Origin of the sequence: Rhodovarius sp. (assembly GCF_040399605.1) — a bacterium.
In the GTDB taxonomy this organism is placed as follows: Bacteria; Pseudomonadota; Alphaproteobacteria; order Acetobacterales; family Acetobacteraceae; genus Rhodovarius; species Rhodovarius crocodyli_A.
Window position 1 is genome coordinate 13,150 of record NZ_JBBARU010000042.1, and the last position, 18,735, is coordinate 31,884.

Genomic DNA, 18,735 nt, shown 5'->3' on the forward strand with positions numbered 1-18,735 from the left:
TGCCCCTCGAGCACCCCAGCAGGAAACTCAGTTTCCTGCACCTTCGTTTAATTTGTGATTTTATAGTATGACTCACTCAAAATGATTTTTAATTATACAAAAATTCAAATACTATTTTATATAAAAAAATCATTCAAAGGTCCAGGAACATTGTTTTCATGGTGGGAGAGCGCGAAAGGGCAAAGCCCTTTCGCTCTTCCCTCCGCCAGCAGTGTTTTTCCGTAACCTGCTAACCTCGCCTGGGGATTGCCCTGATGATCACCCGCCGTTTGTTTCCCGCCGCCATGGCGGCCCCCGCTCTTGCCCAGGCGGCCATCAGTGCGGGGCCGGCGCGCATGACCTTTGTCGAGCCCAGTGCCGGCGGCGAGATGCCGGTCTGGCTGCATCGCCCTGCTTCCTGGCGCCCCGGCGGGCCGGTGGTGGCGGTGCTGCATGGCGCGGGCCGCACCGCGCGGGGCTATCGCGATACCTGGGCACCATATGCCGAGCAGCGCGGCTTTCTGCTGGTCTGCCCTGAATTCAGCCAGGCCGCCTATCCCGGCCCTGCCGCCTATAATGATGGCGCCAGCGCCGGCCGCCCGCGTGAGGCTTGGAGCTTCTGGGCGCTACCCAGGGCGGTGGCGGCGGCGCGCCGCGCGGTGGGTGAGGATGGCTCGGCTGGGCGTTTCCACCTCTATGGCCATTCCGCTGGCTCGCAATTCTCCCATCGCTACAATTGGCTTTGTGATGCCGAGGGGGTGGATCGCATGGTCTTCGCCAATGCCGGCTTCTACACATGGCCCGATATCACCCGGGCCTTCCCCTATGGGCTGGCCGGCACCACGGCCGGTGAGGCGGCGCTGCGCCGGGGCCTGGCGCGACCGGCGGTGGTGCTTCTGGGCGAGCAGGATATTCGCCTCACCCGCCCCACCCTGCGCCAGACGCCCGAGGCGATGCTGCAAGGCCCGCATCGTTTTGGCCGCGGCCAGGCGTTTTTCGCGGCCGCGCGTGAGGCGGCCGCGAGGCTGGCTGTGCCCTTTGGCTGGCGCATGGCCTTCGTCCCCGGGGTTGGCCATTCCAATGGCGGAATGGCGCCGCGCGCGGTGGAGATGCTGTTCGATTGATGGCGGCGCTTCCTCCCACGGTTTCACCTCAGGCGATTCCCGCGCGTCGCAAACCGACCTATCCTTCCGCCAGGACATCCAAGGAAAACGCCATGCCCATGCTGCAAAGGCCGGGAAAACCCAGCCTGCACCTCACCATTCACGACAATACCGACCCGTGGCGCGATGCGCCCTGGCTGATCCTGCAGCATGGCTATGGCCGCTCGGCAGTGTTCTGGCATGCCTGGGTGCCCTATCTCTCACGCTTCTACCGGGTGGTCTGCCCCGATCTGCGCGGCTTGGGGCAATCCACCTTCGATTTCGACGCCGATAGCCACATCCATGTCGAGGGTTTTCTCGAAGATCTGGTGGCGATCATGGACCATCTGGGCGGCGGCCCGGTGCATTATTGCGGCGAATCACTGGGCGGCATTCTGGGCATCGTGATGGGGGCGACCATCCCGGAGCGGTTGCGCAGCCTCACCCTGCTGGCCGCACCGGTCACCATCCCCAAGGCGACGCAGGAGGCCTTTGCCTGCGGCCATGCCACTTGGCAGGATGCGTTGCGGATCATGGGCAGCCGCGGCTGGTCGGATTACGTCAATGGCGCCACCCGCTTTCCGCCGGATGCCGACCCGGCGATGGTGCGCTGGTATGCCGATGAGATGGGCAAATCACCGGTGGAGGTGCTGATCGCCCTCTCCCGCGTGGCTTCGAAGGTGGATGTCTCGGGCTATCTCACCAAGGTGGCGGTGCCCACGCTTGGGCTTTACCCCACCGCGGGCGTGGTGACGGGGCATGAGGAGGCGCAGATTCGGGCTGGTATTCCAGGGATTCGCGTGGTCAACCTGCCCACCCGCTTCCACGCCATCCAAACGCTCATGCCTGTGGCCTGCGCCAAGACGCTGCTGCATTTCTGCGGCCAGATTGATGGGGTGGCGCATCACGAGTGAACACGCTGTCGCTGCTGCGGAGGTCGGCCAGCAACCCCGCCCCATCGGGCGCGGCCAGCGGCAGGGCAGGGTCGCGGCTGAGGTGGATGGGCGTGTTTCCTTCGCGAGCGGCCTCGCTGGCCGCATTCTCGGTCGATAAAGTTACGCCCCCCCCCTTTGGTGGAAGCTTGGGCGCGGCGACCTCGGCTATGTCAGGGACGCTGCAATCTGCGATCGCCGCAGGCTTACGTGTTAAGCGCCGCCGTGCCACCCTCGTTTCGTAATGATGCGGGCGCGGAGCAGAGACACACATGTGAGGGGTAGGCGGTGGCGATGATCGCGCCTCCGCCGCCCGTGCCGGCGCAGCGTTTGCCGTTTTCGGTGCTGACGGGCTTCCTGGGCAGCGGTAAGACCAGCTTCCTCTCGCGCGTGCTGGCGAGCCCGGGCTTTATGGACACCGCCGTCATCATCAATGAATTCGGCGCCATCGGCCTCGATCACCTGCTGCTCGAAGCGGTGGATCAGGACGTGGTGGAACTGCCCAATGGCTGCGTGTGCTGCGCGGTGCGGCAGGATCTGGCGCAGACGCTGTACATGCTGCTCCGCCGCCTCGCGCGCGGCGAACATCGCCCATTCCGCCGCATCGTGCTGGAGACGAGCGGCCTCGCGGAGCCGGCGCCGATTCTCTACACCCTCTCGGCCGATGCCTTCCTAGAGGCCTCGCTTGGCGTCGATACCGTGGTCACCGCGATCGACTCCGTGCTGGGTGCCAGCACGCTGGAACGCTTCCCCGAGGCCGTCGCGCAGGCCGCGAGTGCGGACCGGCTGCTGCTGACCAAAACCGACCTGGCACCTGCCTCAGATGCACTTCGTGCGCAACTCGCCGCGCTGAACCCTTTGGCCGGCCTGGTCGATGCACAGGAGGGCGACCCGGCGGCGCTGCTGTTCGGCGGCGCCATCACGGCCATTCCGCGTGCGCGCCGCTTCGCGACCGCAGTGCATGCGCACGGCATCGCCGCCTTTACGATGACGCTGCGCCGGCCGATGACGCGCCTTGCCTTCGCCATGGCGCTGGGGCGCCTCGCGCAGGAGCATGGCGAGGATCTGCTGCGCGTGAAGGGCATCGTGGCATTCGCGGACAGGCAAGGCGGCCCGGCCGCCATCCATGCCGTGCAGCACACGATGTACGAGCCGCGCTGGCTGCCCGATTGGCCGGATGCGGACCGGACCAGCCGCATGGTGTTCATCATGCGCGGCATAGCGCCACAGAGACTGCTCGATGGCTTCGTGGCCGGCGACCCGGTGCTTGGTGAAAACCCGATGCTTGGAAAAACAGCGAGAGAAGGAATGGCGTGATGCTGGATCTGTTGATCACCAACGGCCAATGCGTGCTGCCGAGCGGGCTAGCCGCCGTCGATATCGGCATTGCCGGGCAGAAGATCGTCTCCATTGGCGCGCCAGGAACCCTGGCCGCGGCCGGGCGTAGGGTGGACGCCAAGGGAGGCTTAGTAATCCCCGGCGGCATCGACCCGCATATCCATTGTTCCTCCGCCATCAAGATGAGCGCTGCCGACCCGGCGAAGTTTACCGACCCGCCCTCGCAGGTCAGCCGCGCGGCCCTCTGGGGCGGCACCACCACGCTGATCGACTTCGTACAATGCACGCATGAGCGTTCCATCCAGCAGGCGATCGAGCAGACCGACGCGATCTGGAAGGGTGATTGCTACTGCGACTATGGCTGGCACCTGACGCTTATGGGCGCGATCCCGCAGGTGCAGTTCGGCGAGGTGGCCGAAGCCATTCAGGCCGGCCATGCCAGCATCAAGATGTTCACCACCGACATCCGCTACGGCCAGACCGGGCGCATGGTCCAGCACGGCCATATCTGGGAAGCGCTGAAGGTGGTGGCGAAGCAGGGCGGCATCGCGGCCATCCACGCCGAGGATAATGACATCGTCATGTTCATGTATGAGAAGCTGATACGCGAGAACCGCGTCGGCTTCGAATTCATGGCCGAGGTGCACAATACGCTCTCCGAGGAGCTGGCGTTCAACCGCGTCATTCGCCTGGCCGAAAATGTCGAGGGCTGCGCGCTGTACATGGTGCATGTCTCGGCGGCGACGGGCGTGGCCGCGCTGGCCAATTCCCGCGCGCGTGGCTTCCCGATGTATGGCGAAACCCTGCACCAGTACCTGATGTACACCGCCGAGGACTACAAAAAGCCCAATGGGCAAATCTACCATACCTACCCCTCGCTCAAATACCCCGAGGACCAGAAGAAGCTGTGGGAGGCGACCAACCGCGGCGCGCTGCAAGTCATCGCGACCGACGAACTCTGCTGCCCGCTGCGCATCAAGCTGCAGGGCAGCCGCATCGACGACACCACGGGCGGCAATTCCGGCGTCGAGCCGCGCGTGGGCCTGATGTACACGCAGATGGTCACCAAGCGCGGCTATACGCCGGAGCATTTCGTGGACATGGTCTCGACCAACGCGGCCAAGATCATGGGGCTGTATCCGCGCAAGGGCGCGCTGGCCGTGGGCTCGGACGCGGATGTGGTTGTGCTGGAGACCGGCATCGACAAGACCATCCGCGCCGAGGACATGCACGAGACGGATTACACGCCGTGGGAGGGGCACAAGGTGACCGCCTGGCCGCGCGTGACGGTGATGCGCGGGCGCGTGGTGGTGGTGGATGGCGTCTTCTCGGGCGACCTCAAGCAGGGCGAATTCCTCCCCCGGAAGATCCCCGACGAGGTGCGCAGCCGCCCGGCGGTATAGCGCATTTTCAAGCCTTGCGGCTTTGCAAGGCGACCCGGCAAATGCGCAAAAGCAAAGACTGGAGCCGTTTTACCGTCTTCGCCTTGGGTGAAATGGCTCGGGCTTCTGGCACTATCTCGGCCACTGCTTGCATGTCGCCGGCGCATAGAACCTGCCCGACCTCCGAAACCATGTCAGAGCGGGCGCAATAGCCTTATCTCCCGGGGTTTTGCCCCGGTTGCCTGATTTTTGATTAAATAACTGAATAGATTATCATCAGTTCAAATAAAATCGTTTGAGCGGATAAAAATATTCTACAAAATAAAATTTATTGCCTACAAAGTGAGTTTTTTTGAAGAAAGCAGGCTCTAAATCGGCACTGATCGCCAATCCAGTTGCTGATTTGGTGTCTGAAGCTATCGAGGTGCTCTCTGGTATGACGATGAATATAGTGGAAAACAGCGACGAATAGTTACATCTGGTCCTGTCGCCCAAGCCTGCCGGTGAGTTCTCCCAGGGTGACGTCAAATCGGTGGCAGGGAATGGTCCTCAAGGCCATATGCGCAAGTCTAACCGAAAAAAATGGCTCGAGAGCCAAGGCTGAGGCATGCTCAAGAACGCCGGGAACTTATAAATTATCTCCCATGGTGGTGCCCCTTGCATGATGCCCTTTCCAGCCTGGTGGCAGCCACCGCCAGCGGCGACTGGGTTACCTTCGGGGTGTGGTCAGGGCCCCTCCATTTGGGGCATTGGCCGTGCCGCCCGGTTCGTTAGACTGAGCTGTGATGAACATGGCATGCTCTTCATCAAGCCCAGGCTCTGAGCCAGATCGATCTGCCTGATGCGTGGCTCGCCATAAAGGGTTGAGAGGGCGGGGTAAATTTCCAGATTCACCCTTGTTGACGCGGGCATGCCCGGCCATAAAAATAGACACTATTTATAGTTTTGTTGCGAATTACAGTTCGTGCAATGTCGGCTGGGAGAGCCATGATGGATTTTATGACACTCAGTTTACTTGGCGCGCTCTTTATGGGCCTGATGGCGGGCGACGCAGCGATCAGTTCCAACACCATGTCGGTCAATGTCGGGCTGCCGCCCATCGTGCAGAATAGCGGGCTCACTCGTCGCGCGGCTGAAGAAATCTTCGTCACCGAAATCGCCCGCATCGTGTCCGTTCCCTCAGTCGTGCCGGTGCCCACCCCCCGTGTCGCCTCTCGCGGAACCTTAATCGGCGCGCTGGCGGAGCCGCTGAAGCTGACTGGACTGACCGCAGCCCTGCAGGACCTCTTCGGCCTGGAGCACGTCCGCATATCCGCCACCATGTTGCATGTTGAAGCAGGGCTCAGGTTGGAGATTGTGGTATCGGATCATGGGAAGCCGCTGAGGCTCCTGGAGCTTACCCAGCCGAATTTGAATGCGGTGGAGTTGCTGCGCCGCGGAGCGCGCGAAGCCTTTGCCGAAGTCGTGCCCTACCAGGTCATCCTCGCCCAGCTGAATGATTTTCTTGATGGCGCCCAGACGGATCTCAGCGGCGTGCGCGCGACAACAAGCACCATGCTGGGGCGCAACTGGACACGCGATGATCATGTTGAACATTCCGCGTTGTTGAACCTGAACGCCGTCCTCTTCCTGCTAGAGGGCGATCCAGCGCAGGCCGCGCGCGAGGTTCAACTGGCCGATTCTCTTTTGTCCACGCGTTCCATCCATGCCCTGAACGCCGCGTTTCTCAGTATTCTGAGCGGAGATCTCGAACAGGCGCGGGCGCAGACCGAGCGCGGCATCGCCCTCAGCCGCCGTGAGCCCCCGTTCATTCGCCCCTATGTGCTGATCCAGCGCGGCCTGCTGGCCTGGGCCGAGGGCAAGCGGGAGGTTGCGCTCCAACTGATGCAGGAGGCGCTGCAGGTCGAGCCAGACAACCGCAACGCCCGCAGCTACGTCGCCTGGTTGCAGCACCTGAATAGCGGCGCGCCCGGCCATTTCGACCCGGCCAGCCTGCCGAGGCCGCTGAACCGCACGCAGATGATACCGGCGCTGATGGCGTCGGTCTTCCTGCAGGAGCCGCTGGCGCGGCAGATTCACCGCGCGTCGTCGCGGTAGCAAAGCCACTCGCTCAGGCCCGCTACCGCATGGCGGCCAGGCTGGTGGACCTCAGACGGGTTCGCCGCCATCCCCACCGGGGGCGGATGATAGCACCACCACCGGGCAGCGGCATCGACCAAAAAAGGGCAAGCGGTTGCATCTGCCGCGGCCGCGCGCCGGTAAAGCTGGGCCTCACTCCGATGCAGCGCCGGCCGACAATCTCAGCCAGCGCAGTCAGTTATTGGGCCGTCCGAATTTCGCAAGCCACCGCTCACGCTTCACCGCTGCACGGTGTTGCTCTTGGCACCCTCCTGCAGTCTCGACCGCGAGCGGCGCGAAAGCATGTTGAGACCTTCAACCACGGCCGAGAAAGCCATCGCCGCATAAATATAGCCTTTTGGCACTTTCACACCAAAGCCTTCGGCGATCAGCGTCATTCCAATCATGAACAGGAATGACAATGCTAGGATAACGACAGTCGGGTTCGCGCTAATGAATTGCGCCAGCGGAGTTGCAGCAACAAGCATCACGATTACCGTGAAGACCACCGCAATAACCATTATCTCGACGTGTTGAGTCATACCCACGGCAGTGATTATACTGTCTAATGAAAAAACCAAATCCAGTAAAAGGATTTGAGCGACCGCCGCAGCGAAATTCATCGCCACCGTCCCACCGCCAAACATGTCCGGTCCGGGGTCAGGATCAACGGTGTGGTGGATTTCCTTGGTTGCCTTCCAGACCAAAAACAGCCCGCCACCTATGAGTATCATGTCACGCCATGAAAAACTCTGGCCGAATAGCGTCAATACGGGCTCAGTCAACTGTACGATGACAAAAACAAGGCTCAGCAGCACAAGCCGCAGTATCAGCGCAGCGCCGATACCAATTATTCGGGCGCGTTCACGCTGATGTTCAGGCAATTTATTGGTCAGGATCGAGATGAACAGCAGGTTGTCAATGCCGAGCACCACCTCCATCGCAATGAGGGTGGTGAGTGCAACCCAGGCGGCTGGATCAGCAGCCAAGGTGAGGAGATTATCCATCGATTAGCCTCTACCCCTGTCTGGAAGAACTCATTTCTGTGCCTGTTACACCACCACGCGCAGGGCCACTCTACATTACATTGTAGTAATTTTTTGCGGCGGATGTCAACGGCCCTACCCATTCAGGCCAGTGTGACGGTGCAAAAGCAGGGCACGCCTTATTGGTCTCATGCCTCGCAGTCAAACTAGAGCCTGTTCCGTTCGCCTCGGCTCACTGCACAGGATCTAAGCCTCTGTTTGTCGAGCATCTTTATCCGCTCAAACGATTCCGTTTGAACGGGTGATGCTCCAGGCGCAAAGAGCCCCGGCCGCCCCCAAAGCGGACAACCCATCAGGGGGGCATGTTATATTCCGCCCTGCTCAGCACATCGCCAACGATCCTGTGGCCCGCTTTGATACCGCCATGCTGAGCGCTTCCTCAGCGCTTCAGCGCCGCCACCTCCGCCCGCAGCGCCCGGACCTCGGCCAGCACTGCCGCGATGTCTGGCTTCTCAGCCCCCGGCTTTTCGTCGCGCAGCGACTGGATACTCTCCACGATCACGCCAATGAACAGGTTCAACACCACGAAGGTCGAGATGATGATGAAGGGCATGAAGAAGAGCAGCGCCAAGGGTTGCGCCTCCGTTGCCGGCTTCACGATATTGGCCCAGTCATCGAGCGTCATAAGCTGGAACAGGGTAAACAGGCTGGCGCCCAGCGTACCGAATTGTTCTTCCATCTCGGCGCCGAAAAGTTTGGTGGCCATGACGGCGCTGACATAGAAGACGAGGCCCATCAGAAGCATGATGCTTCCCATGCCCGGCAGCGCAGCCAGCATCGCCTCCACCACATTGCGCAGCGAGGGGACTATTGAGATCAGCCTGAGGACCCGCAGTACCCGCAGCGCCCGCAGCACCGAAAGCGCGCCCGAGGCCGGCATCCAGGCGATAACAATGACTGCGAAATCGAAGATGCTCCACGGGTCACGGAAGAATCCGCCACGGAAGGCGAAGATCCGCAAGGCCAGTTCGGCAGTAAACACCAACAACAACACCATGTCCAAGACATGCAAAAATCCGCCAATGGTGCCCATGACGCGGTCGGACGTCTCCAGGCCCAGCGTGACGGCATTGATCAGGATGAGGCCGATGACCAGCCGCTGAAACGGGCTGGACTGAGCCAGGCGGGAGGAACGGGCGCGCAGCCCGGTCCCATTGATGATCTGGGCTTCTGACATGTCAGTATCCTGGGCGATTGGTTACGGTCGCGCCATGCATGGGGCGCCGGGCAGGGTCAAGCCCCGCCCGCATGTGATCATGAGCGTATCATCCGCTCAGACGGGTTCGTTTGAGCGGATAAAGATGGCGGAAAAACAGAGCCTAAAACCGTTTCACCGTCTTCGCTCGCGCTGAAATGCCTCTAGACCGCCGCCGGCAGGTTCCCAGTCCGGATCAGAAAAGCCGCCCGCGCCGCCGCCGCACACCAATCCGCCCCGCCATCGGGGCAGCGCACCAGCCGCACCGAAGGGTACCAGATGGTATCCTCCCGCCTCTGCTGCCAGCGCCAATCGCTCTCGCGCCCATGCGCCAGCAGCAGCGCCGGCCGCCCCAGCGCGCCGGCCACATGCAAGGCCGCCGTATCCACTGACACCACAAGATCAAGTGCCACCATCGCTGCCGCGGTATCCAGGAACCAATCCGGCCCCTGATCCATCTCCGGCCCCAGCCGTTCAAGCGCGAAAGGTGCGGGAGCATCCTCGCCCGGGCCCTTTTGCAGCGCGAAAAGCCGCACCCCCGGCAGAGCCGCAATGGGGGCGAAAGCCGCCAGCGGCGCTGAGCGATGCCGATCCACCGGCGCCGCCGGGTTGCCCTGCCAGACAATGCCAATCCGCAAGCCCTCACCGCCGATTCGCGCCCGCCAGCGCGCAACGCGCCCGCCATCCACTGTCAGATAGGGGATTTGTCCGCGGTATTCCTGCGGCCGCAGACCCAGCGCCTGCGGCAGGTTGAGCAGCGGCAGCCAGGATTTCACCCCCTGTACCCGCCCCGCCGTGCCGCTCGCGCGCAGGTCAATACCCGCCAGCAGCGGCGCCAGCAGCGCATGGATGCGCCCATCCAATACCGCATGCACCCGCACCCCCCGCGCCTGCAGCAGGGGCAGGTAGCGGGCGAATTGGATGGTATCGCCCAAGCCCTGTTCACCCATCACCAGCAGCGCCTCGGGCGCCGGGCCACCGCGCCAGATCGGCATCGCCTCCGGCCCATTCGGCCCCATCCGGCTCACCTTGGGGAAAATGTCAGGCAGCAACTCGAAGCGCACCTCATAGGCATCCCAGGCTTCCTGCCAGAGTCCGGCAGCAAACAGCGCCCGCGCCAAAGCCGCCCGCACCCGCAAATCCTGTGGCACCAGCCGTGAAAGGGTGCGCAGCGCCGCAGCGGCCTCCAGGCAGCGCCCTCCATGCAGGGCCTCGTCCAGAACGGTGAGGATGGGCGCGATATCCGGCGGCTGCGACATGATGCCAAATCATGCAACAAATCGCGTCATATGGGAATAGCGCCGGGCCGAAACAGGCAAATGGCGCTTGCCTTTATCGGTAAATAATCCTATAACACAAACGCTGTTTGACAACCCAATCCCCAGGCCAAAGCCACCGCCGCCACTGCGGGGCAATTTGTCCGAATACGACATGGTCGCCGCATAGCCCCGCAGCCCCGCCTCGCCCAGGCCCAAAAAACCAAGCCCCCGCCTCGCCGGCCACCGGGTGGGGCAATTTGTCCGAATACGACATGGTCGCCGCATAACCCCGCAGCCCCGCCACCCCGCCAGCCACCCCGCAGCCACTGGGGCGGGCTATTTGTCCGAATACACCGCTTTCACCACATCACCGCCGCGGCCCCGCCTCCCCCCCTGGCCCCGGTGGCTGCGGGCTCACACTCACCGGCTCCTGCGCCAGGCCGAACAACCCGCGCAAAAATCCCGGCGTGATGGTCGAAAGCGGGTTCACCTGCACCTGCGGGTCCGCCGCCGGCCCCTGCACCCGGAACGCCGTGGCAAATAGCCCACCGCCAGGCTCAGGGCTGAACAGCCGCCCCACCAGCGGCAAATTGCCCAGCACCGTGTTGATCATATAGGCCGGCACGATGGTGCCCTCGAGGTCGATCATATCCGCCTCACGCAGCACCCGGCCCCGCACCGTCAGCCCCAGGCTGGGCGAGAAGGCATGCGCATCATTGAGCGTCAGCACCTCGCGATTCATGCTGAAGGGCACATTGGCGCGATTGAAACTCAGCCCCGCCCCGCCCTGCAGCGCATCCACCAGCCCGTAGAGCGTCATCGCCTGCAACAGCTTGCCGATGGCCGGCGCGCCGCGCACCACAAAACCTTCCAGCTCAGCCGTGCCGGTCAGCGGCGCGTTTACCGCATTGCTCGCCCAGCCGCCATTGAGGTTCAGCCGCCCACCATCGATCGAACTGATCCCATCCAAGGCCCGCAGCACTGCCCCGCCATCCTCGGCGGTGAGCCGCAAGGAACGGCCCTGCGGCCGCGGTGCCACCACCAGCTCAAAGGCGCCGGAGGCCGTGCTGGTGCGGCCGCGCAAAAATCCCTGCCGCAGCACCGAGTGCTCATCCACCACCGCACGGCCCTGCACCCCCAGCAATTCCCGGCCCTCGCCCAGCGTCACCCGGTCAAACCGCGCCTCCAGCACCATGGGGGGCGAGGTCGCGGCCTCTGCCGGCGCCTCCGTCGCGCCACGCCGCTCGGCAAAGATCGCCCGCAAATCCAGCAGCGGCCCGCGCAGCGTCGTCTGCCACGGTGCGCCCGGCTGGGCAGGCGCGCGCACATCACCCTGGAAGCGGCTGCCGCCAAACTGGCTCTCGGCAATCTCAAAGCGCTCGATCCGGCCGCGATTAACAATGGCGCGCCCGCGCAAGGACAGATCAAGCACGTCCAGCCGGCCATTATCCAGGCCTACAAGATTATCGCCATGCAGCCGGACCACCACCTCGGCGCTGCCTGGGCTGCCCTGCGCCTTGCTCCAGCGCGCCGCCGGTACGGCCAGCGTGGCCGGTGCCAGGTCACCGCGCAGGGTGACCATGCCCTGGCCATTGCGCCGCCGCTCGGTCCGCGCATCAATGGCGACGGACCCGCCCAGCACATCGCCCAGATCAAGCCCCAGCTGGGCCAATTGCCGGGCCGAGACGGTGCCCTGCACCGTCTCGCGCGATAGCACGCCATTGGCCGGCCCCGGGCGCAAATCCATCTCAGTCGTCAGCCGCAGCGGCGCGCCCAGCAAATTGCCAGTGCCCTGCACCCGCAGCCGCTCGCTCTCTAGCAGCAATTCGCCCTGCACCTGGGTGAGTTCTCGGCCCAGTAGCGCCCGGCCCAGGCGCAGATTGCTCAGCCGCGATTCCGCCCGCACCCGGACCGATTCCGCCGGAATCTCCTCCAGCATCGGGAAATTCAGGTTCAAGCGGGTGACATGGCTGCCCTCGGCCACCACCAACTCCAAGGGCCGCCGCTCGAAGAGATGCAGCCTTGGGTGGCGCAGCACCGTCATCAGATCCGGCAGTGATCCGCCCAGAAGCAATTGCAGATCGGCCTGTTCGATGGGCTGCGACAAGTCGGTAAAGCGCAGCGTGCCGCCGGTCACCTCCAGCCCTGAGGCGCTGCCATCGGCCCGCGCCTGCCTCCCACCGCTCAGCGTCACGGTGATGCTATCGCGGCCGAACTGCACCTCGCCCGCGGCCTCGATGACCGGTGGAATCGGCCGGACCCATTGCACCGTGACGCCGCTGGCCGCCGCCCGGCCCGATAGCGCGCGCAGCTGCGGCGCCTGGCCATCGGGCAGAGCGAGATCGAAGCGCCACTGGCCCTCTTGCGCCACCCCGGCCAGCATATTCTCCACCATCCATTTGCGCGGCTTGGGCGCCACACCCTCGGGCCAAAGCGTGGGCATATCGGCGAAGGCCACCTGGTCCAGCGCCAGATCGCCCGCCACATTCCATCCCGCCGCCCCGCGCCTGATATTGGCGGCGGCGGTGATGGTGGTGGGCGGCGCCCCGGAACGAGGCGAGGGCAGCACCAGCCGCAGCGCATCCAGCCGGAAGGCCTGCTCCGTGCCGCTCGCCTCGATCAGCGCCTCAGTGATATCGAGGCCCTGGCCCAGGCCGAGCCGCAATCCGCTGAACGGCGCATGCAGCCGGGCATGGAGCAGCCGTGGCCCTGCTGCGGTGTCACCAAGGGTGAGGCCTAGCCGCGCCCCGCGCAATTGCCCCGCCAGGGCGAGCCGCCCCACCTCCGCGCGCCACTCCTCCGCCAGCCCCTCGGGCCAGAGGCTGGCGATATGGGTCACGTCGAAGCTGGCCAGGGCGGTTTCCGCCTCGCCCCGCCAGCGGCCATCCTCCCGCCAAGCGCTGCCATGCGCGGTGAGGTGAAGCTGTGGCGCCGCCTCTGCCGGGCCCAGCAGGATCGCGGCTCGCGTCAGTTCCAGCGCATCGCGGCGCATATTCGCTTCCAGGGAAAACCCCTGCAACGGCAGTGACCAGCCTCCATGGCTGAGCCGGCCGGGGCCGGCTTCCAGGGCCAGCATGCCGCCGCGCGGCACCAGCCCGCCATCCAGCCGCAGGGTGATGGCGGCGCTGAGCGTGGTTTGCAGCCCCGCGAGCGGCGCGAGTTCCGGCAGGAGCCCGGCCAGGGCCGGCGGCTGCAATCCGTTCACGCGCAGCACCACCTCGCTGCCCGCGCCGCCGCCCGTGGCCTGGACGGTGACCGGCAATTGTATGCCGGCCATGCGAAGCGCGGCCGCGCCATCGGCGCGCAGGCCATCGCGGCCGCGCTGGGCGAAAAGTTGAATGCCCTCCAGCGCCACGGCGGGGGTACTGCCGCTGGCGGGCAGGGCGATGGCGCCATCGCGCACCCGCAAGCCACGCAGCGCCATGTGGCGGCCCAATTCGTCGGGGGCGGCGAGCCAGGGCAGCAGGGTGGCGGTATCCATCTCGCCGGCGGTGCCATCACTTGGCTTCAGCCGCAGCCGCGGCGCCTCAAGCTCCAGCAGGGAGGGGGCGATCTCGCCGCGCAGCAAGGCCGCGAGCGAGACATGCAGCAGCACCGCATCGGCCTCGGCCGCAAGCCCTGCCCCCTCAAGCTGCACCCCATCAAGCCTGATCGCCGGCAGGGCGCTGGCGCCGTGGCGCCAGCCATCCCAGGCCAGGGCAATGGACTCCGCCCGCAGCCTTGTGCCGGCATCGAGGGCAATGCCCTGCCGCATTTGGCCGGCGAACCAGGTCAGTTCCAGCGGCCCCTGGCCCAGCCGCCATGCCAGTGCCCCGGCGGCCAAGCCCAGCGCCATCGTTAGCCCCAGCACCGCACGGGTGAGCAGGCGCAGCCCGCGGCCATGGCTGGAAAAGACGCGCCGCAGCAGGCGCAGCGCATGCGCCCCTGACCGGCTGACGCGGCGGGTGATCTTCTCCCCGGTCATCTTGGCTTGACCTTCCATGCTGACCCGCTTCCCATCATGGCCGATGTCACGCAACCCCATACTGCCCCAGGCATACGATTCGGATGCGGTGATGCGCCTGCGCACCGCGCTCGAAGAGGGTGATGCCAATGCCCAGGCCCTGCTGGCCCATGCCGATGCGCTGCCCTGGCTCGCCGCCCTGGCCGGGCATAGCCCTTATCTGGCTGATCTGCTGGAGCGGGAGCCGGCCAGCCTGCTGCGCTTGCTCGAGCGCGGCGCCGATGAGGCCTTTCAACTCGCTATCGCGCCGCTTTCCCGCGCCGATGCCGCGACGGCGCGCCCGGCACTGGCCACGCTGCTGCGCCAGGTGAAGCGCCGCGCGGCGCTGGTGATAGCGGCGGCCGATATTGGCGGGCTTTGGCCGCTGGAGCGGGTGACCGAGGCGCTGACCACCCTGGCTGAGGCGGCGCTGGGCGCCTGTTTGCGGCATTTGCTGCGCGCGGCCGTCGAACGCGGCGAACTCAAACGCGCCGCCGCGCGGGGGGGGCGCGGCTGTGGGCTGGTGGTGATGGGCATGGGCAAGCTCGGCGCGCGGGAGCTGAACTACTCCTCCGATATTGACCTCATCCTGATGTTCGACCCTTCGGTGGCGACCGAGCCTGATGAGGCGCAGGGCTGCTTCGTGCGTATTGCGCGCGAATTGGTGAAGCTGCTCGATGAGCGCACCGCCGATGGCTACGTCTTCCGCACCGATCTGCGGCTCCGGCCGGACCCTGCCGCCACGCCGCTGGCCGTCTCCATCCCCGCGGCGATCAGTTATTATGAGAGCATGGGCGCGACCTGGGAGCGCGCGGCGATGATCAAGGCCCGCCCGGTGGCTGGCGATATTGCCGCCGGCGAGGCGTTTTTGCGCGAAATCCGGCCCTTTGTCTGGCGCCGTTTTCTCGATTTCTCGGCGCTGGCGGATATTCACGCGATCAAGCGGCAGATCAATCAGCATAAGGGCCTGGGCGGGGGCATCACCGTGCCTGGCCATGATGTGAAGCTGGGAAGGGGCGGTATTCGCGAGATCGAATTCTCCGCCCAGGCGCTGCAATTGCTTTGGGGCGGTAGGGACCCGGCCTTGCGGCAGCCCACCACACTGGGCGCGCTGACCGCCTTGGTGGCGGCGGGGCGGATGGACCGCGTGGCGCTGGGTGAATTGTCGGATGCCTATCTGCTGCTGCGCCAGGTGGAGCATCGGCTGCAAATGCTGCATGACCGGCAAACCCATCGCCTGCCGCAGGATGAGCCCGGGCTTGCGCGCATTGCCAGCTTCATGGGGCTGACGGGGCCCGAGGCACTGATCGAGCGGCTGACCGCCAGCATGCGCTGTGTGGAGGGGCATTATCTGGAGGTTTTTGAAGGCATTGTGGGTGAACTCCCGCAGAGCGGCTTTGTGATGCCCGAGGGGCCGGAGGATGCGCCCGAGGCGCTGGCGGCGCTGGAGGGGATGGGTTTTCGCGATGGGGCCTCGGCCTTGGGCATATTGCGCGGCTGGCAGCAGGGGCGGGTGCGCGCCACCCGCAGCGAGCGCGCCCGGGCCTTGCTGGCCGGCATGCTGCCGGGCCTGCTGGAGAGCTTTGCCGCCGAGGCGGAGCCGGATGCCGTGCTGGCGCGGTTTGATGCCATGTTGTCGCATCTTCCGGTGGGGGTGCAGATTCTGTCGATGATCCAGCGCAACCCGGCGTTACTTCGGCGCATTGCCACCATTCTCGGCGCGGCACCGCCCTTTGCCGATCATCTGGCGCATTTCCCTGCCGCCTTTGAGGGGCTGCTGAGCAGCGACCCCACCGCCCCCCTGCCCATGCTGGCGCGGGTGCGCGAGGCCCGGCATCTGGAGGAGGCGCTGGATGCCGCGCGCAGGCTGGCCACCGAGCGGCGCTTTGAAATTGATGCCGCCCTGCTGGAAGGGCGGCTGGCGGCGGATGAGGCTGGGCTTTTGCGTTCGAATCTGGCCGAGGATGTGATGGGGGCGGTGATACCGCGCGTCAGCGCCGAATTCGCCCTCCGCCACGGCAAGCTGGCCGGCGGCGCGCTGGCGGTGCTGGCCATGGGCAAGCTGGGCGGGCAGGAAATGCTGCCGGGCAGCGACCTAGACATCGTGCTGCTCTACGACCACGCCGCCGATGCCGAGGCGAGCCAGGGGGGGACGAAATCCCTCGCGCCGAGCGACTATTTTATTCGTCTATCGCACCAGATTGTGGCGGCTCTCTCCTCGCCCGGGGCGGAGGGGCAGCTTTTTGCGGTGGATATGCGGCTGCGGCCGACCGGCAATAAGGGGCCGGTGGCGACGCGTCTTTCCAGCTTCGAACGCTATCAGGCTGAGGAGGCCTGGAGTTGGGAGCGGATGGCGCTGATGCGCGCGAGGGTGGTGGCGGGCCCCGTGGCCTTCCGCCGGCGGGTGGCCCAGGCGCTGCGCCAGGCGCAACTGCGCCCGCTGCCTGCGGGGAGGGCGCTGCATGATGCGGCGGCGATGCGCGCTAGGTTGCTGCGCGAATTGCCGCCTGAGGGCCCCTGGGACCTCAAGGCCATGCCCGGCGGGATGATCGAGGTGGAGTTCATCGCCCAGGCGCTGTTGCTGGAACACGCGCCGCATCGGCCTGAGCTGTTGCGCCACAACACCGCGGCCGCCCTGGCGGCGCTGGGGGAGGCGGGGCTGCTGCCCGAAGCCGTGGCGCTGTGCCGGGCGGAGCGGCTATGGCGCAGCCTGCTGGGGCTGCGGCGGTTGATGATGGCGCGGCCGATGGATCATGACCTCTCCCGCTCGGCCGAGGCGGTGCTGCTGCGTGGTGCGGGGCTGGCGCTAGGCGAGGTGGTGGTTGACGGATTGGCCCTGCGCGCACAGCTCGACATTCATGCCGCCCTGGTGCGCGATGCCTTCGCACGCCATGTCGGCCGCCACATAGCAGGAGAGAATGCATGAGCGGACCCAATGCCGGCGATGACGCCCCCGGCTTTGAGATGGCGGCGAGCGGTGGCCGCCAGATCTCCTCGGCGGCGCTCAAGGGCGCGCCCTATCTGCTGTATTTCTACCCCAAGGCGGATACGCCCGGCTGCACCAAGCAGGCCTGCGGCATTCAGGAGGCCCTGCCGGCTTTGGGCAAGCTGAAGCTGACGGTGATTGGCGTCTCGCCCGATGCCATGCCGCCAATTGAGAAATTCGCCAAGAAATACAATCTGGAATTTCCCCTGGCTTCGGACCCGGAGCAGGTGACGGCCAAGGCCTATGGCGTGTGGGTGGAGAAATCCATGTATGGCAAGACCTATATGGGGATGGAGCGCTCCAGCTTTTTAGTGGGCGCTGACGGCAAGATTGTTAAGGTCTGGCGGAAGGTGAAGCCCGATGCCCATGCGGCGGCGGTGCTGGAGGCGGCGCAGGGGCTCTGAGGTCCGCCAAGGTTTACCGCCAGAGGCGGCGCGCGCGCAGAAACCCGGCATAGCCGATATCCGCCAGCCACCCCGCCCCCGGCAGCCGCATGGCCCAGGCCAGGGGGCGAAAGGCGGGCAGCGCGGCCCAGATATCGCCAAAGGCGCGCGCCCCCTGCACCAGCGTGCCATCCGGGCGGCGCACATGCATGGCGGCCAGGGCGGCCTGCCGGGTCAGGTCAGGGCCGAGGGCGGCTTCGTCGCAGCCGGTGACATCGATGAAATTCAGGCTCTCGGCGCCGCGGGCGCGGCGGTATTGCGCGATTTCGCGCGAGCAGACCGGGCAGGCGCCATCATAATAAACCGTGGTTTGTGTCATGGCGGTGATATGGGGTGCTTGCCTCTGCCTGTCAGCATGCCATGTGGCTGGGATGAACCATATTGCCGCCCTGCCGATCCACAGCATGCCCGCCTGGCTGGAGGGCGAATTGCGCTCCGACCATGCCGGGGAGACCGGGGCGGTGATGATTTATCGTGGCATCCTGGCCGTCAGCCGTGACCCGGCGGCGCGGGAATTCGCCCAGCGCCATATGGTGACCGAGCAGGGGCATTTGCGCCTGATCGAGCAGGTGCTGCCGGCGGCGAAACATTCCAAGCTGCTGCCGATCTGGCGGGTGGCGGGGTGGTTGACCGGCGCCATTCCGGCGTTGTTTGGGCCGCGCGCGATCTTTGCCACCATCGATGCGGTGGAGAGCTTTGTCGATCATCACTACCAGCAGCAGATCGACCGGCTGGATGCCGAGCAGAGTTTCCCGGCGCTGCGCGCCATGCTGGCGCAATGCCAGGAGGAGGAGGTGCATCATCGCGATGAGGCGCGCGGCCTGGGCGTGGCGCCGCCGAGCCTGGCTTTGCTGGGCTGGTGCTGGATGGTGGGGGCGGGTTCCAAAGCCGCCGTGATGGCCGCCAAGCGGATTTGACTTAGCGCAAGGACAG

At 65.3% G+C, this 18,735-nt stretch carries 13 protein-coding genes; 8 read left to right on the plus strand and 5 right to left on the minus strand.

All coding sequences use genetic code 11. The annotated features are described in order from the left end of the window. The first annotated feature begins 254 nt into the window (after positions 1-254). The 5 genes from ABWP84_RS11670 (at position 255) to ABWP84_RS11690 (ending at position 6,870) form a co-directional block, all read left to right on the plus strand. A complete protein-coding gene (locus ABWP84_RS11670) occupies positions 255-1,103 on the plus strand; it encodes an alpha/beta hydrolase (protein ID WP_353212204.1) in 849 nt (282 codons plus the stop codon). A 92-nt stretch (positions 1,104-1,195) separates the two neighbouring features. Then, positions 1,196-2,035, plus strand: a complete 840-nt coding sequence (locus ABWP84_RS11675) for an alpha/beta hydrolase (RefSeq protein ID WP_353212205.1) — start codon at positions 1,196-1,198, stop codon at positions 2,033-2,035. 312 nt (positions 2,036-2,347) lie between these two features. Further along, complete coding sequence (locus ABWP84_RS11680; RefSeq protein WP_353212206.1) at positions 2,348-3,370, plus strand: GTP-binding protein; 1,023 nt, start codon at positions 2,348-2,350, stop codon at positions 3,368-3,370. Continuing rightward, positions 3,370-4,794, plus strand: coding sequence for an amidohydrolase family protein (locus ABWP84_RS11685; RefSeq protein WP_353212207.1), 1,425 nt, complete (start codon positions 3,370-3,372; stop codon positions 4,792-4,794). The genes ABWP84_RS11680 and ABWP84_RS11685 overlap by 1 nt, the downstream gene beginning before the upstream one ends. 966 nt (positions 4,795-5,760) lie before the next feature. Continuing rightward, positions 5,761-6,870, plus strand: coding sequence for a hypothetical protein (locus ABWP84_RS11690; RefSeq protein ID WP_353212208.1), 1,110 nt, complete (start codon positions 5,761-5,763; stop codon positions 6,868-6,870). Between the two features lie 260 nt (positions 6,871-7,130). On the opposite strand, the gene ABWP84_RS11695 is transcribed toward ABWP84_RS11690, so the two are convergent. From ABWP84_RS11695 to ABWP84_RS11710, 4 genes are all read right to left on the minus strand, one after another. Next, entirely contained in the window at positions 7,131-7,898 is a 768-nt protein-coding gene (locus tag ABWP84_RS11695) for a TerC family protein (protein ID WP_353212209.1), read from the minus strand. 418 nt (positions 7,899-8,316) lie between these two features. Next, the gene (locus ABWP84_RS11700) at positions 8,317-9,114 is read right to left on the minus strand and encodes an ion transporter (RefSeq protein ID WP_353212210.1); all 798 of its coding nucleotides are present in this window, start codon (positions 9,112-9,114) and stop codon (positions 8,317-8,319) included. Between the two features lie 182 nt (positions 9,115-9,296). After that, positions 9,297-10,391 (minus strand): hypothetical protein, encoded by a 1,095-nt coding sequence (locus tag ABWP84_RS11705; protein ID WP_353212211.1) that lies wholly within the window; start codon positions 10,389-10,391, stop codon positions 9,297-9,299. Positions 10,392-10,758: 367 nt separating this feature from the next. After that, entirely contained in the window at positions 10,759-14,373 is a 3,615-nt protein-coding gene (locus ABWP84_RS11710) for a DUF3971 domain-containing protein (protein WP_353212212.1), read from the minus strand. Positions 14,374-14,446: 73 nt separating this feature from the next. On the opposite strand from ABWP84_RS11710, the gene ABWP84_RS11715 reads away from it, so the two are divergent. Continuing rightward, the gene (locus ABWP84_RS11715) at positions 14,447-17,299 is read left to right on the plus strand and encodes a bifunctional [glutamine synthetase] adenylyltransferase/[glutamine synthetase]-adenylyl-L-tyrosine phosphorylase (protein WP_353212213.1); all 2,853 of its coding nucleotides are present in this window, start codon (positions 14,447-14,449) and stop codon (positions 17,297-17,299) included. Next, positions 17,296-17,763, plus strand: coding sequence for a thioredoxin-dependent thiol peroxidase (gene bcp / locus ABWP84_RS11720; protein WP_353212214.1), 468 nt, complete (start codon positions 17,296-17,298; stop codon positions 17,761-17,763). The genes ABWP84_RS11715 and bcp overlap by 4 nt, the downstream gene beginning before the upstream one ends. Before the next feature lie 13 nt (positions 17,764-17,776). Here bcp and ABWP84_RS11725 read toward each other — a convergent pair whose 3' ends face one another. Beyond that, positions 17,777-18,121, minus strand: a complete 345-nt coding sequence (locus tag ABWP84_RS11725; RefSeq protein WP_353212215.1) for a DUF393 domain-containing protein — start codon at positions 18,119-18,121, stop codon at positions 17,777-17,779. 52 nt (positions 18,122-18,173) lie between these two features. On the opposite strand from ABWP84_RS11725, the gene ABWP84_RS11730 reads away from it, so the two are divergent. Further along, entirely contained in the window at positions 18,174-18,719 is a 546-nt protein-coding gene (locus ABWP84_RS11730; RefSeq protein WP_353212216.1) for a demethoxyubiquinone hydroxylase family protein, read from the plus strand. Positions 18,720-18,735: the final 16 nt, after the last annotated feature.

Excerpts from the sequence above, each read along its gene's own strand:
- ABWP84_RS11670 (WP_353212204.1), top strand. The coding sequence starts at position 255 with ATGATCACCCGCCGTTTGTTTCCCGCCGCCATGGCGGCCCCCGCTCTT.
- ABWP84_RS11675 (WP_353212205.1), top strand. The coding sequence starts at position 1,196 with ATGCCCATGCTGCAAAGGCCGGGAAAACCCAGCCTGCACCTCACCATT.
- ABWP84_RS11680 (WP_353212206.1), top strand. The coding sequence starts at position 2,348 with ATGATCGCGCCTCCGCCGCCCGTGCCGGCGCAGCGTTTGCCGTTTTCG.
- ABWP84_RS11685 (WP_353212207.1), top strand. The coding sequence starts at position 3,370 with ATGCTGGATCTGTTGATCACCAACGGCCAATGCGTGCTGCCGAGCGGG.
- ABWP84_RS11690 (WP_353212208.1), top strand. The coding sequence starts at position 5,761 with ATGATGGATTTTATGACACTCAGTTTACTTGGCGCGCTCTTTATGGGC.
- ABWP84_RS11695 (WP_353212209.1), bottom strand. The coding sequence starts at position 7,898 with ATGGATAATCTCCTCACCTTGGCTGCTGATCCAGCCGCCTGGGTTGCA.
- ABWP84_RS11700 (WP_353212210.1), bottom strand. The coding sequence starts at position 9,114 with ATGTCAGAAGCCCAGATCATCAATGGGACCGGGCTGCGCGCCCGTTCC.
- ABWP84_RS11705 (WP_353212211.1), bottom strand. The coding sequence starts at position 10,391 with ATGTCGCAGCCGCCGGATATCGCGCCCATCCTCACCGTTCTGGACGAG.
- ABWP84_RS11710 (WP_353212212.1), bottom strand. The coding sequence starts at position 14,373 with ATGGAAGGTCAAGCCAAGATGACCGGGGAGAAGATCACCCGCCGCGTC.
- ABWP84_RS11715 (WP_353212213.1), top strand. The coding sequence starts at position 14,447 with ATGCGCCTGCGCACCGCGCTCGAAGAGGGTGATGCCAATGCCCAGGCC.
- bcp (WP_353212214.1), top strand. The coding sequence starts at position 17,296 with ATGAGCGGACCCAATGCCGGCGATGACGCCCCCGGCTTTGAGATGGCG.
- ABWP84_RS11725 (WP_353212215.1), bottom strand. The coding sequence starts at position 18,121 with ATGACACAAACCACGGTTTATTATGATGGCGCCTGCCCGGTCTGCTCG.
- ABWP84_RS11730 (WP_353212216.1), top strand. The coding sequence starts at position 18,174 with ATGAACCATATTGCCGCCCTGCCGATCCACAGCATGCCCGCCTGGCTG.